General features: G+C 66.2%; 12 protein-coding genes and 1 pseudogene. 2 read left to right on the forward strand and 11 right to left on the reverse strand.

Features of this window, described 5'->3' with window-relative positions:
• The 3 genes and pseudogenes from ACFP6A_RS13825 to ACFP6A_RS13835 all read right to left on the reverse strand — a co-directional run.
• Positions 1–473: pseudogene (locus tag ACFP6A_RS13825) on the reverse strand (hypothetical protein); the annotation flags it as partial.
• Positions 474–674: 201 nt separating this feature from the next.
• Positions 675–995, reverse strand: coding sequence for a hypothetical protein (locus tag ACFP6A_RS13830; RefSeq protein WP_379604461.1), 321 nt, complete (start codon positions 993–995; stop codon positions 675–677).
• Between the two features lie 50 nt (positions 996–1,045).
• Positions 1,046–1,336, reverse strand: a complete 291-nt coding sequence (locus ACFP6A_RS13835; protein ID WP_379604463.1) for a hypothetical protein — start codon at positions 1,334–1,336, stop codon at positions 1,046–1,048.
• Positions 1,337–1,438: 102 nt separating this feature from the next.
• Here ACFP6A_RS13835 and ACFP6A_RS13840 point away from each other — a divergent pair, with 102 nt between their 5' ends.
• Entirely contained in the window at positions 1,439–1,693 is a 255-nt protein-coding gene (locus tag ACFP6A_RS13840; protein ID WP_379604465.1) for a hypothetical protein, read from the forward strand.
• A 230-nt stretch (positions 1,694–1,923) separates the two neighbouring features.
• Here ACFP6A_RS13840 and ACFP6A_RS13845 read toward each other — a convergent pair whose 3' ends face one another.
• A complete protein-coding gene (locus tag ACFP6A_RS13845; RefSeq protein ID WP_379604466.1) occupies positions 1,924–2,658 on the reverse strand; it encodes a hypothetical protein in 735 nt (244 codons plus the stop codon).
• Between the two features lie 859 nt (positions 2,659–3,517).
• Between ACFP6A_RS13845 and ACFP6A_RS13850 the strand changes: the two genes are divergently transcribed.
• The gene (locus ACFP6A_RS13850; protein ID WP_379604468.1) at positions 3,518–4,549 is read left to right on the forward strand and encodes a PIN domain-containing protein; all 1,032 of its coding nucleotides are present in this window, start codon (positions 3,518–3,520) and stop codon (positions 4,547–4,549) included.
• A gap of 380 nt (positions 4,550–4,929) precedes the next feature.
• Here the strand turns inward: ACFP6A_RS13850 and ACFP6A_RS13855 are convergent, their stop codons facing one another.
• Genes ACFP6A_RS13855 through ACFP6A_RS13885 form a run of 7 tightly spaced genes read right to left on the reverse strand, consistent with a single transcriptional unit; the run spans position 4,930 to position 12,827 of the window.
• A complete protein-coding gene (locus ACFP6A_RS13855; RefSeq protein WP_379604470.1) occupies positions 4,930–6,021 on the reverse strand; it encodes an Lrp/AsnC family transcriptional regulator in 1,092 nt (363 codons plus the stop codon).
• Positions 6,018–6,866 (reverse strand): alpha/beta fold hydrolase, encoded by an 849-nt coding sequence (locus ACFP6A_RS13860; RefSeq protein ID WP_379604472.1) that lies wholly within the window; start codon positions 6,864–6,866, stop codon positions 6,018–6,020. Before ACFP6A_RS13860 ends, ACFP6A_RS13855 begins: the two co-directional genes overlap by 4 nt.
• A 47-nt stretch (positions 6,867–6,913) precedes the next feature.
• On the reverse strand, positions 6,914–8,089 hold the full coding sequence (locus ACFP6A_RS13865; RefSeq protein ID WP_379604474.1) for a M24 family metallopeptidase: 1,176 nt from the start codon (positions 8,087–8,089) through the stop codon (positions 6,914–6,916).
• A complete protein-coding gene (locus ACFP6A_RS13870) occupies positions 8,086–9,012 on the reverse strand; it encodes an ABC transporter permease (protein WP_379604476.1) in 927 nt (308 codons plus the stop codon). Before ACFP6A_RS13870 ends, ACFP6A_RS13865 begins: the two co-directional genes overlap by 4 nt.
• Positions 9,009–9,971, reverse strand: coding sequence for an ABC transporter permease (locus ACFP6A_RS13875; protein ID WP_379604478.1), 963 nt, complete (start codon positions 9,969–9,971; stop codon positions 9,009–9,011). Before ACFP6A_RS13875 ends, ACFP6A_RS13870 begins: the two co-directional genes overlap by 4 nt.
• Before the next feature lie 19 nt (positions 9,972–9,990).
• Complete coding sequence (locus ACFP6A_RS13880; protein ID WP_379604480.1) at positions 9,991–11,616, reverse strand: ABC transporter substrate-binding protein; 1,626 nt, start codon at positions 11,614–11,616, stop codon at positions 9,991–9,993.
• Positions 11,613–12,827: a dipeptidase gene (locus ACFP6A_RS13885; RefSeq protein WP_379604482.1), complete on the reverse strand. Its 1,215-nt coding sequence runs from the start codon at positions 12,825–12,827 to the stop codon at positions 11,613–11,615. The genes ACFP6A_RS13880 and ACFP6A_RS13885 overlap by 4 nt, the downstream gene beginning before the upstream one ends.
• Between the last annotated feature and the right edge of the window lie 79 nt (positions 12,828–12,906).

The following is a 12,906-nucleotide window of genomic DNA, read 5'->3' on the forward strand; positions in this document are numbered from 1 at the left end:
GCAGCCGCCTGGCGGGCCCGCAGACCCGAGATCGCCCGCTCGGTCGCCGCGACCAGCTCCAGCACCGCCCCGTCATCCAGGTCCGCCGGGTCCAGGTGGCCCAGCGCCGCATCCAGCTCCGGGCCGGGCCGCAGACCGGCGAGATACCGGCCCCACCCACCCTCTGGCACGCCCGGCGCGGTCAGCCCGGCCTCCGCCGGCACGATCGGGCCATCCGGCAGCGGGCGCGGCGCCTGGCCCGGCTCCTCGGGGGCCGCCGACTCACCCCCCAACGGGGCGGAGCCCAAGCCAGCACCCGCACCGCCGTCCGGGTCGGCATCCGGGTCGACGTGCCGGTAGGCGTGCGGGTCGACGTGCATGTCAACGTGCAGCTCGGCAGCCGGGTCCACGTGCACGTCGACGTCGAGCAGGGACAGTGCCGCCGCGGCCAGGACCGCGGCGAACCGGTCCTCCACCACCGACAACCCGGCCACGACACCCTCCCTCCGCCACTCGAACTAGTGTTCGAAACTGTAGAGGACGGCACCGACAGCCCGCAACCACGACCTCACATCCCTGTGGATGGCCGCTGCCGCCCCTGGTCATGCGGGTCTACGGCACCCACCCAGTGGCCATGCCCTCGGACGCTCCATCCCTCCCACAGGCCGTGAACGCCAGTACAGCGCCGAGTGCCGTCAGAAGGGTTCACGCGCTCCGAGTAGCTCCTCGACCTGGGCGATCAGTGACTCGGGACGTAGCTGGCTGGTGCGCCAGACGAAGTCCTCATCGATGTCGGGCAGCCGGCGATGAGCGAGATGGTTCCTGAGCCGCCGGAGCGTGTTCCAGGGTTCGTCCCGGTGCCGTTCAACGTCGACGGCTGCCGAGTACGCGACTGCTTCGTTGCCAACGGCGATCCAGAGCCGGTGAAGCACCCACCGGTGACGGTCGTCGGCGAAGTAGCGGTCGCGGCCGCCATCGTCACGAACGTCGATGATGCTGCCGAGCAGTTCCCGCATCTCCAGCAGTGCGTACCGGTCGCGCCGAGCCGGTCCTGGCCGTCTCGGCGTCACAGCGGGGTGGCTGCGAGCAGTTCCGGGCTCACGTTGTCGTGCTCGAGAACGCCATCGCTGTACAACTCGACTTCCGCTCCAACGAGCTCCTGAGCAGCCGTCTCGAAGGCGGCGACGTCGAAGAGATCCCGGTCCTCGCCGATGTGGCCAACCAGCCGGCCAGGTCCGGCGACCCGCAACTGACTGATGCCGTGCTGAGCGGCGAGCGACTGGAGCGCGACGGCGTTGGACCGCAGCACAACTTCCGTGGCGGCAGGCTCGTTACCTTCCCGAGCGATGGTGACCACGGGCCGAGGGTACTCCGACCGGCCAACGGCTGCCCCCGTCCCGTAGTGGCGTGCCCGGTAGAAGACCAACGTGCCGCGGGACAACACCGAAGGGCCGAGGCCGTGGACGCCGGCATCGTCTGGCTGATCGGCACCGCCGAGGACGTCGTCGTCGCCGAGGTCGAGCGACTGCTCACCAACGACGCCGCCCACGCGGCGACGGCCGAGGCGGTCAACCCTTACGGCGACGGCCGGGCCGCGGCGCCCTGCGCCGCCGCGATCAGGCAGCTGCTCGGATGGATGAGCGGTTGCCGGAGGTCAGCCCGCGATAGCCGCCGTCGCCTGACCGCGACATCGCTGCCGATATCGTCCGCTTAGGCAGCGGGCCTCCGTGAAGCCTAGAGCCTCCTCGACAAGCACGTCGTGGATCGACCAGCGATGCAGAGGTCGGTCGCCGCCGTGGACGCCGGTACCGTCCATGGTTATCGGGACCGCCACGGCGACGGCCGGGCCACCGTCCATTGCCTCGTCGCGATCGGGCACTCCCGGGTCGGGTCGACGCAGGTCGTGATGCGTAGACCAAAGCTCCAGCCGCTCGCTGCCCCGCCTCACTCGGCCACTGTCAGGGGCGCGACGTTTCGCCCCGACTCGGCCCTCCAGATCGAGTGGTCGAGCTCCCATGGGGTGCAGCCGAGCCTGTCCGCAGCTTCGGTCACCAGAGCGGTCGCCTCCGGGACGTTGACCCGGCGGCCAAGGACCCGGCCGACCCAGCGCAGCACCATCCGGTCAGCCTTCACGTGCGTGTCGTCACCTGCGAGCATCCAGAAGTAGGCCAACCGAACTCCCTGGCCGTGCCCGGGCACTCGACGCAGGTCGGACTCCAGAGCATCGAGACTGGGTCCGGTCGGGTTGGCCAGTAGGACCGGCACGTCCGCCAGACGCTCGACGCCATGCTCGGCGAGCTTCTGTGCGTACTGACGGGCCGCCTCGGCCTTCAGTACGCGCCGTCCGCGCGTGGCCGTCGGCTGTCGGTTGCTGACAGCGACCGCGAACGCGTCCGGGCCAGAAGCGGAGATCTCGGAGGCCAGCTCTGCGACGGAGCGCTCGCTGGCCGCGAAGTCCCCAGCGGCCACCTCAGGTGCGGGCGCCAGGTGATGCGGTAATGAGGCGATCCTCGCGTACGCGTAACACACGTTGGTCGCGGCGGTGTACCGCGCGCGCATTGCGAACACCGCGTCAAGGACGCACAGACTCAAGTGCGTCCACCGCTTGTCCCGCGAGCGCCTCGGCAGCTGTTCCGCCGCCTTCACCACCGCGGCCACATCATCGTCGGACATACCCATGAGCCCCGTCCTGGCGTTGTCGTGAGAAGCCTGACACACGCCTACGACATCGCGGGGACGCACGCACACCCGGGATAGACCGAAGGCGCCAGAGCACCAGCAGATTCAACCAGCGCTGGACCCGGTGGGTGACTCCACTGAGACACGGTGGCTCCTTACGCCCCCTCACCGAGCACCGGTGAAACGCGTCAAACACCTACCTGCGGGTTTTCACCTGTATGGCCGTCGGTTCCGACCTGCGGCAGGACATGCTTCTGATCCCTGCCGGCAACTGTTCAGCTCGTCGTCCAGCGGTGCGAAGGTGAGCACGGTGGGACCGGCCGGGGCATCCGCGGCGGGGTGGCAGGTCGGTGACGCCGTCGTCGACGTGAACGTCGATCAGCCGGGTGATCAACACGGCCATGCAGTCGTCGCGCACGGTCCTGCCGGGTCAACGTCGAGGCGCAGTTCCGGGACTGGAAAGGTCGCGGACTTGGACGGTCACGGCCCTCCCACCCGCTCACCCGCAACCGAGCAGGCCTGCTGCGGCTCCACCCCGGCAACGGGCGCGCGGGTCCTGGCCGGCTCAGTGCCACCGAAGACTGATCGCGCGCCTTGATCGCCCTGGTATCAACCCGAGCCTGAAACGGCGACCGCCGTCCCGACCCCCTGGCTCCCGACGGTCCCGACCGGCTATACCTGTATACCGGCGACCGCCCTGGCGACTGGGAACATCGGCCGCGAGGAGCTCATCGGCACCGGATAGACAAGGTCCACGTCCATCCAGCCACCACGACAGGTGCCACGTGAGAGCACACGGCAACGGTCCGAACAGTCGTCGTGGTTGCGCAGAGCGAGATTCGCAGGGCACCATTGCGAGATGCGGGATGAGTTTCCGGAGTACTACGGCCCAGACCAGAGCGAAGTTGTGGCTCTGTACCGTGAAGCCGACATCATTCTCGATGCCAACATTCTTCTGGGGCTCTACCGGCGCGACACAGCCCAGCGGGAGGAAATCTTTGACGTTCTCGAGCGCGTGCACGATCGTTTGTGCGTGCCCCATCAAGCCGCCCGCGAGTACCAGGAGAATCGCCTCAATACGATCAAGATCGTGACAAGCTTCCTCCGGCGACTGCGTAAAACAATCTCCGACGCATACGAGGAGGGCGTGAAGCAGGTCCGCGCCCAGTCCAGCCTCAGGGACTTCAAGGAATCATTGGAAAGTCTCCTGCAGAAATCCGCCGAGGAGGCCGACACTGCAATCGACAGGCTGGCAAAGCAGTATGGGGTGCCCCCTGCCACGCTCACGTCCGACGATCTCCGGGACCGACTCGATGCGCTTCTGCACGGTCGCGTCGGTTCGGCCCCGTCCGATGAGGTGCTTGGGCGACGGTTGGACGAGGCCCGCCGACGGGCCGACGCCGGCATCCCTCCGGGGTACGCGGACCGCGCAAAGTCAGGAGACCACGGCTACGGTGACTACCTGCTGTGGGCCGAGGTCTTGGAGCGTGCGGGCGGGCGAGACGTACCGGTCATCTTCGTGACCGACGACAGCAAGGAGGACTGGTGGATCATCGTCGAAGGACTCTGTCTCGGTCCCCGCATCGAGCTGGTGCGCGAATTCACAGCCGTCTGCGAGCGTCGTTACCACCAGGTGCGCCTCGACACGTTCCTCCGCCAAGCACGAACGGCGCTGAACATCCCTGTCTCCGAGGAGACGCTCCGGGACAGCAGTCGCGTGTACTGGCAGTGGATGACTGCTACCCAGTCACCAGTTCAAGCAAAAGACCCGACGTCGGCGCACTACGACAGTGTGGTCGAGCGGATGCCATGGCCATGGCTTGAGCATGGTCCGGGCCAGTCAGCTGACTCACCAGACTCTCCTGCATCACCCCAGGATGGCGAAGCATGACGACCGTTCGTAATCGGGGGTGTACCGGGGCTAGGCGTCGGTCTCAGGACCGGTCGTGGCGATAGAATCTGCCCGCATCGGATGTGGTCACCACCGACCAGGATGTTCACACGAACGGGGCTCACCTCTTAGCCGGCGAGTACCTGGGTCAGGCGTGTCGCGCGTCAGGATTCCTGGCAGGGCGCTCCCTGCTGGCAAGAGGGGCCGGACCAGGTGTTTAGTTTGTTGGCCAGCGAGGTGACCATCGCCGAGGCGGCACGCCAGCCGAGGAGTGCTAGGTCGAGTAAAACCAGACATGCCAACTTCTTGACGCGGGCCGCCGGCCAGGATAAGACCCAGTCACCATTGAGAGCCCTACGTAGGGAACCAGGAACCGGAGCTCAGCTCACAACGTCAGCGCCAGACGGTTCCCTGTCCTGGCCCAAGCGCGGTGCTGAGGAGTCACATGCGTCAGGCGGCTCGTTGGCAGACGACCCGATGCGAGCCACCTCCATCTGCCACCACGGAGTCTCGACGAATCCACGTTTGACCGTGAGCAGCTCTAGAGAGGCCGTCCATCCGGTGACGCCTGGGAGCCCGGCAAGAACGTCCGTGATGAACGTGTACAGCTGCTCAGCGTGACGGGTAATGACCTCAGCCACGAGACCGTTGGTTCCTAGCGTCAACGCCAGGTAGCGCACCTCCGGACGACGCGCCAGCTCACCGGCTACCTCCGTGAGCTGGGCGGGCTCGACGTCGACCCTGAGTTGAACCTCGGCCTCGAACCCGAGCGCCGTCGCCTGGACGAGCGTGACCACGTGTGCCCACTGTCGTGACAGCAGCCTCTCAAAGCGCCGCCGCACGGTGCTCTCGTTCATGCCGACCTTCTTGGCAACATCTGAGAAGCTGGCTCGGGCGTCGACTTGCAGACTGTCAAGAATGGCGGCGTCTGCCTCCTCCAGCCGAACTTCGGCGTACTCCTTCGTCGTCGCGGTCGGTTCGGCGGGCTCCAGGCCCAGCAGTTCCCGGGCCCAGTCGTGACTGACCTTGTAGACGTGAAGGATCAGTTCTCCACTGACCCCCTCCACACCGGGGATCGCCTGGATCTCCTGAACGAGCGCGTGATAGCTGCCCGGGCGCCGCGGCACCATTGCTTCCGCAATGATGTCGTACTGACCAGTCAGCAGAGTGACGAAACGGATGTCGGGGCGTTCCGCAATGCGTCTGGCTACGGTCAGGGCCATCACAGGGCCGCACCGGAGCCGGAGGAAGTAGAACTCGTGAGAGTCGCTCGCCTCGGCCCCCCGCATGACCGCGACTTTGACGACCCCGTCATTCACGAGCTGTTGGACCCGCCGAGCGACGGTGGGGCCGGTCGTGCCGCAGAGCTCGGCGATCGTGGACCAGCTGGCCCTTCCATCGATCTGGAGTGCGGCGACGATCTTGCGATCCAGGTCGTCGAGGGTGTGATGCGACGGACCGGTCGTGGTCATGCTGGTTGCTGTGCCTCCACCTCGGCGAGGAAGGACCTCACGGTGTCCGTCCAGAGCTCGGCCTCCTCGATCTGCGGCGAGTGGCCCGACTTCTCGAAGACGACGAGCCGGGAGTTGGGTATGAGGTCGGCGATCGTCTCACTGCACGAGACCGGGGTGATCCAGTCGGTACGCCCCACGGTGATAAGTGTCGGGCAAGTCAGTGAGGGCAGCTTGTCCTTGACATCGTAGTTGGGGATGTTGTGAGCAAAGGCGTAGTTGTGCGTCTCGTATCGGTAGGGCGTCGTAGCCACTTTTTCCTCGACCTTGGCGGGGTCATAGTTGTAGTCATAGAGCGGAAGGATCTCGCGCCAGCACTCCCGCAGGTCGTCGTTATCGCGGACGCGTCCGTTGTCGATCCGGTCCAGCTTTTCTACATCGACCTGCACCCGGCTCGACTTCAGTGCGTTCTCCCGTGACAACTTCTCATGCTCGTGGTCGGGAGAGGTGTCCCGCAGCACCATGGCGCGCACCCGCTCGGGGTAGCGGATGGCGTACTCCATCGCGATGAAGCCGCCGTATGAGCCACCCGCGACGATGATCTGCTCCGCGCCGATCCACTGACGGAGCCCCTCGACGTCAGCGGCCCACTGATCGTGCGTGAAGGGCGGCTTGCCTTCGGACTCCCCGGATCCGCGAGCGTCGAAGACCAGGACGCGATAGGTGTCGGCTAGGCGGCCAAAGCTCTCCCTCGGCTCCGCCCGAGAGCCCAGCCCTGGTGCTCCGTGGAGGGCTATCAGCACCGGGGCGTCCGGGGGGCCGAGAACCTCCACTGCGAGCTGGTTGCCATTGATCTCGACGAACACTTCGAACTCCTGTCACTAGTGATTCAGACTCGACCGAGTGAAGACGCCTACGCTGGAATAACGCAGTGCTCAAGGGAACGCGGGTAGGAAGTCAGAGGCTCGGCGCCGTCCTCGGTGACGAGCATGCTGTCGGAGATGCGGTAGCCAGCGTGACCAGGAACGTAGATGCCGGGTTCGTTAGAGACCACCATGCCGGCGGCGAGAAGCGTGGCGTCGCCAGCCTCGAGCCACGGCGGCTCATGCATGCCGAGGCCGATACCGTGGCCCTGCCGGTGCAAGACGTACTTGTCAACCCCGGCAGCGGCGAGTTCAGCCTGACAGGCGGCATTGGCGTCACAGCACGCCACGCCAGGCGCGATCGCCTTTGCACCCACAGCCTGCGCCCGGCGCACAGCTTCGTGATACCGGCGCTGTTCAGGGCTGGGTTCACCAATGACGAACGTGCGTTCGCACTCGACATAGCGACCACCGACCGCGCAACCGAGGGAGAGCAGGAACGTGTCACCAATGCGCAGACGGTACCCAGAGGGAAGCCCATGCGGGTAGGAGGAGTTCTCGCCACCATAGACAAGGCCACCAGCGAGCAGGCTGGTGACGACGACGTCCTCGTGCTCGTCGTACATGATCCCCGTGCCCACCCGTCCAACGAGAGCGGCGAGCTCAGCCTCGGTGGGCAGCTGGCCATGCTCCGTCAGGGCGTCGCGGACCGCGGCGACCCCGGTCTCGACCATGATGTCGCTGATCCGGGCCGCCTCCCGATGGAGGACGACCTCCTCCGGCCGCTTGATGTAGCGGGCTTCCATCACGGCATCGGTCGGGACGATCGTCCGGTCGAACGCTTCTCGGACCATCTCTAGACGCAGGTACGACATCGTTCGTGGATGCCCGATCCGGCCACCCCGCATACGGCGATCGAGGGCTACAAAAGGGTTGGTGGTGCCGGGGTACTCGGCGTACTCGACGATCTCGGCCAGCGCGTGCTGCGACCGGGCGTAGGCAGCCTCCAGACGGGGTACGAGAAGGAGTGCGAGGCCGTCAACCGGCAGCCACACGGCCACTGGGCGCTCGGTTGCGTGGTGGAAGAAGCCGGTGAGGTAGGCGACGTCGTCTGGGTCATCGGACAGGATGCCGTCGAGACCCAGTTCGGCGGCACGCGCACGTACGAAGTCCTGGATCTCCGTCAAGACCACGGAGGTCAGACGCTGGCGGAAGGAAGTCGTCACGAACGTGCTCCTCGCCGTGGGTTGCGGGCGTCGTTGTATGCAGTGGCCAGCAGAGTGGCGGACAGCACCAGTGCCAAGATCCCCAAGGAGGGGAAGAACGTGAGCCACCAGGCGCTCGACATCGCGCCCGACAGCTGCGCCTCGTAGAGGATGCGACCCCACGACCAGGTGTTCGGGTCCCCTAGTCCCAAGAACGCGAGACCGGCGGCCGACAACACCGCTCGGGACGCGGTGAGGACGACCGACACCGCGATCACTGGTGTCACAGCTGGCAAGATGTGCCGGCCGATGATCCACCACGGCGACGTCGTCATGAGCCGTGAGGCGTCAACGTAGGGCAGGTTGACCACGGTGAGGGCCTGGGACCGGACGACACGGGCGACCTCTGGCCAAGAGAACGCTGCGATCACGATGATGATCGTCGTCGTGCTCGGCCCGACCAGGGCGGCGACAAGGATCATGAGAGGAAGCACCGGAAGCGACAGCATGAGGTCAATCACCGTGCTCAGCAGCGCGTCAAGGCGCCGGAAGTATGCTGCCAGTACGGCCACCAGCGCGCCGATGACGATTGCCAGGGCCGACGCTGCCGCCGCCACGAGCAGGCTCTGCCGTGTTCCCCAGACGACCTGGGCGAGCACGTCCCGGCCCAGCGCATCAGTGCCGAAGGGGTGTGCTGCAGACGGCCGCGCGAGCTGGTCTGAGCCGTAGCCGGACGGATACTCAGCCAACAAGGGCGCGATCACCGCGACCACCACGAGAGCAATCATGACGCCGAGGGCCAACATGCCGAGCGGCTGGCGGCGAAAAGCCACCCATGTCGCGCGCCGGGCCGTCGGCTGATCGGTAGCAACGGGCTCGGCAGACGGCAACGGGTTCGTCGCACCAGGCCCAGTCGGGCCCGCAGAGTTCGTCGTGGCACTCATGAAGTCTTCACCCGGGGGTCAAGGAAGCCGTAGATGATGTCGGTGACCATGTTGGCCACCACCACAGTCACGGCCAGAAGGAGGAAGGAGCCCTGAAGAACCGGGAAGTCAAGTTGGATGACCGCCTCGTAGATTCCCCGGCCGAGCCCCGGGTAGGCGAACACCGTCTCGGTGAGTACGGCACCACCCACCAACGTCCCAAGCTGGAGGCCGATGAGCGTGGTCGCGGGCAGCAGCGCATTGCGCAGAGCATGCTTCCATAGCACGCGCCGGTACGGCAGACCATTGGCGCGAGCGAGGGTGCAGTAGTCCTCGCCCAGTGCATCGAGAAGTGTGGCTCGCATGGTAAGGACATAACTGCCCAGCTGTATGAGGACCAGCGAGAGACATGGGAGGACGGCGTGGTACAGAACGTTGCCGTACCACGCGGTTCCATAAATTCCGCGGTCGTACGCCCCGCCGATCGGGAACCAGCCGAGCCAGAGTCCGAATACAAAGAGCAGGAAGACCCCGACACTCGGGATGAACAAGGACTGAGCGGTGACGCCCACCATCTGCACGAGACGGTCGAACGTACCTCCGGCTCGGGACGCCGCCAGGACGCCCAAAGGTATTCCGATGATCACGGTGAGCCCGAGGGCACCGCCGGCGAGCAGCAGAGTCCAGGGCAACCGCGCCAAGAGAACGTCGATCACCGGGATCGACTGCGTGAACGACACACCAAGGTTGCCCTGAAGGAGTTCGCCGAGGTAGACGATGTACTGAACGCCCAGGGGCTGGTCGAGCTGGTACTGCTCAAGGAGGGCGGCCCTCTGGGCCTCGGTCATGTTCGGGCTCTGGATTGCCAGGGTCGGGTCCCCTGGCAGGAGCCGGAGCAGGAGGAAGGTGACCGTCACGGCGAACCACACCGTGAGGACGCCCCGTCCTACGCGCCGGAGCACGAACGTGGTGAGAGTCATGAAGGCCGCCCTCCCGGTTTCAGCCCACTCGTGTGGCGCTGGCCAACGAGGTCGGGTTGACGATGGAGAGCAGCTCGCTCGGCTGGACGATGAAGTTGGTCCACTCGTCGCTGTGAGCGATGTAGAGGTTCTGCGTGTACATGATGTTGTCGTACACCTGCTCCCGAACGATCCGCGCCGCCTCTTGGACGAGCGGCAGCTGCTCGTCGAACTCCGGCACCACCCGCGCCCGGTTGATGAGCTCGCTCAGCTCAGGATCGTCGACGTGGGTGTAGTTGATAAAACCGTCCGGAAGGTACGCGAGCGACATGTTGACCCGCGGGTCCTCCATGATTGCGAAGGTCCCGGCGTAGATGTCGTAGTCGCCCTCCTGGGTCTTCGCGAGGTACGTGTTGCGCTCATACCCTTCGAGCTCGATGGTGATACCGGCTTCGGCGGCACCGTCGCGCACGAGGTTGGCCCACTGGGAGACGATCGGGTCCTGCAGCGAGTAGAGCAGGGAGAACGTCAGCCCGTACGTGCCATCAGAGCCTGCCGTGTACCCCGCCTCCTCGAGGAGCGAGCGAGAGAGCTCCGGGTCGTACTCGTACTCCTCCAGCTCCTCGTACCAGTCGGCGAGAACGGGCATGATCGGGTTCGACCCGGTTGAGACGGCCTGGCCATGGAGAACGACCTCGCGGATGGCCTCGTAGTCCACCGCGTGGGCGAGCGCCTGCCGGACGAGGACGTCGTCGAGGGGCTCTCGGTCCATGTTGTAGACCATGTGCGCGTAGCCGAGCCCCGGAATCTCTTCCACGGTGATGCCGTCGGCGTCCTGCAGCTCGGCGACCTGAGCCGGTGGGAGGGCGTTGGCAATGAGATCGATGTCGCCGTTCTGCAGGGCGAGGATCTCAGTGTTGACGTCCGGGTACACCCGGAAGACGATCTCATCCGGTCCGGGTCGCCCCGCCTCGACGAGCGGGTAGTTGTCGACCGCCTCGAGGACATAGTCCTGGCCTCGCTGGACCTCGGTGAGAACGTAGGGACCCGCACTCACCCAGTCGGAGTCGTTGGCGAACTCGGCGACGGAGGGGACGCTCCCGAAAACATGTTCGGGAACGATGTTCGCCCAGAAGCCCACACCCTCGACGAAGGAGGAGTCGGGTTCGGTCAGGTGGACCTCGACACGAGTGTCCGAGACGACCTCGGCCCGGTCGAGGTAGCCGAGCTGGCCGACAAGCGTGCCGGAGGGCTGGTCCTCCTTGGTGGCGTTGAGCGTGAAGGCGACGTCTTCCGCCGTGAGGGGCTCGCCGTCGCTCCACGTCATGTCGTCGCGGATCTCCCAGTACCCGGTGACCTCGTCGACCCAGCCCCAGTCGACGGCGAGCGCCGGCTCCTTGGCACCCTGCTCGTTGATGTGCAGCAGCCGGGGGTACATGAGCCCGGTGACCCAGGAATCGGTCCGGGAGTTGCCGATGAGCGGGTTGAAGTTCACCACGTCTGTTGTCGTGGCCACGGTGAGAGTGCCCCCGGAGGTGTCGCCGGCACCCTGCGTGGCGCCGTCGTCGGCGCCGTCGTCCCCCGGACCGGATGGGGCGCAGGCCCCGAGAGCAAGTGTGGCGGCAGCAGCCAGTGCCACCAGCCGTGGCAGCGTAGAGCGCTTCATCGGGCCCAGACCTCCTCGAGGACGCGGATGGTGTTCTGCCCGACGACGAGACGAATCTCGTCGTCGGAGTAGCCGTGCTTGACGAGCCAGCCGATGATGTTGAAGAAGGCCTCGGCCGGGTTCTCGACGCCGTCGACGTAGTCGACCAGTGGGTGGTCCACATGAGAGTGCGCCTGTGCGATCGAAAGGTTGTCTGCGAACGCCTGGTGCAGGCCGACGTGGTCGCCGAAGAGCGTGTCGGGACCGAAGCTCACGTGCTCGATGCCGACGAGCTCGACGCAGTAGGTGAAGTGGTCCATGACCGACTCAAGGCTGTGTCGAGGGTGCTCGGGTGACAGCGTGGTGTGCGGGGCGGCCTCGATCCCGATGACTCCGCCGCGCTCGGCGCAGGCGCGGATGACCTCGTCCGGCTTCATCCGGTTGGTCGGCCAGACGGACCGCGCGCCGGCGTGAGTGATGAACACGGGCACCTTCGAGGCTTGGATCGTCTCGAGCGAGGTCCGGTCACCGCTGTGCGACACGTCGATCGCGATCCCGAGCTTGTTCATCCGGTCCACGGCCCGCTCACCGAAGTAGGTGAGGCCGCCGTCACCGCGCTCCTTGAGCCCACTTCCCAGCATGTTGGCCTCGGAGTAGGCGATCCCCATCTGGCGCACGCCGAAGCCGTAGAGGACGTCGAGGCGGTCCACCTCGTTCTCGATCATCGTCGCAGCTTCGAGCGCGAAGATGTGGGCGATGCGTCCGGTCTCGGCTGCGTGCCGGATGTCGGCGAGCGTCTCGGCCTTGACCACGAAGTCCTGGTGGGCCAGGTCCGCCATGCGGACGCCGAGATCGAACAGGACGTCCTGGTACTTCCAGCCCGCGTCGGAGCTGATGCAGCAGGTGCCGTCCATGCCGTTGTCGAACACCGCGGTCAGACCCGACCTCGCCAGGCCCAGGTAGCCGGTGGGTTCGCGGCCCTGGCGGATGTGCTCGCGCACCCGTCCCATGTCATCGGGGAAGACCTGCACGTGCTCGTGCAGCGAGATGACAGTCTCCTCGGTGAGCAGGCGCGTCGTGCGCTCCTTCTCGGCCTCGGAGAGCTCGAGGCCGGCGTAGGGGGGCACGCGGCCCAGCTGCTCGGCGTAGCGGAACTCTCGGTAGTCAACGCCGGGTTCCAAGTACTCGTAGGCGGTGTAGCCGGTGTACCGGCCGGCGGGCTTCTCTAGCACGGGGTGCCGATCCTCTCCACGGGGTTGTCGGGCGCCAGACCTCTGGGGCGACACCGGACTCTGGCGCGCTCAGGCACCC

The sequence above is a fragment of the Quadrisphaera sp. GCM10027208 genome (assembly GCF_042658805.1).
Taxonomy (GTDB): domain Bacteria; phylum Actinomycetota; class Actinomycetes; order Actinomycetales; family SCSIO-59966; genus SCSIO-59966.

What these genes read in the sequence shown, in the direction of transcription:
- ACFP6A_RS13830 (WP_379604461.1), bottom strand. Translation starts at nt 995, where the DNA reads ATGCGGGAACTGCTCGGCAGCATCATCGACGTTCGTGACGATGGCGGC.
- ACFP6A_RS13845 (WP_379604466.1), bottom strand. Translation starts at nt 2,658, where the DNA reads ATGGGTATGTCCGACGATGATGTGGCCGCGGTGGTGAAGGCGGCGGAA.
- ACFP6A_RS13850 (WP_379604468.1), top strand. Translation starts at nt 3,518, where the DNA reads ATGCGGGATGAGTTTCCGGAGTACTACGGCCCAGACCAGAGCGAAGTT.
- ACFP6A_RS13855 (WP_379604470.1), bottom strand. Translation starts at nt 6,021, where the DNA reads ATGACCACGACCGGTCCGTCGCATCACACCCTCGACGACCTGGATCGC.
- ACFP6A_RS13870 (WP_379604476.1), bottom strand. Translation starts at nt 9,012, where the DNA reads ATGAGTGCCACGACGAACTCTGCGGGCCCGACTGGGCCTGGTGCGACG.
- ACFP6A_RS13875 (WP_379604478.1), bottom strand. Translation starts at nt 9,971, where the DNA reads ATGACTCTCACCACGTTCGTGCTCCGGCGCGTAGGACGGGGCGTCCTC.
- ACFP6A_RS13880 (WP_379604480.1), bottom strand. Translation starts at nt 11,616, where the DNA reads ATGAAGCGCTCTACGCTGCCACGGCTGGTGGCACTGGCTGCTGCCGCC.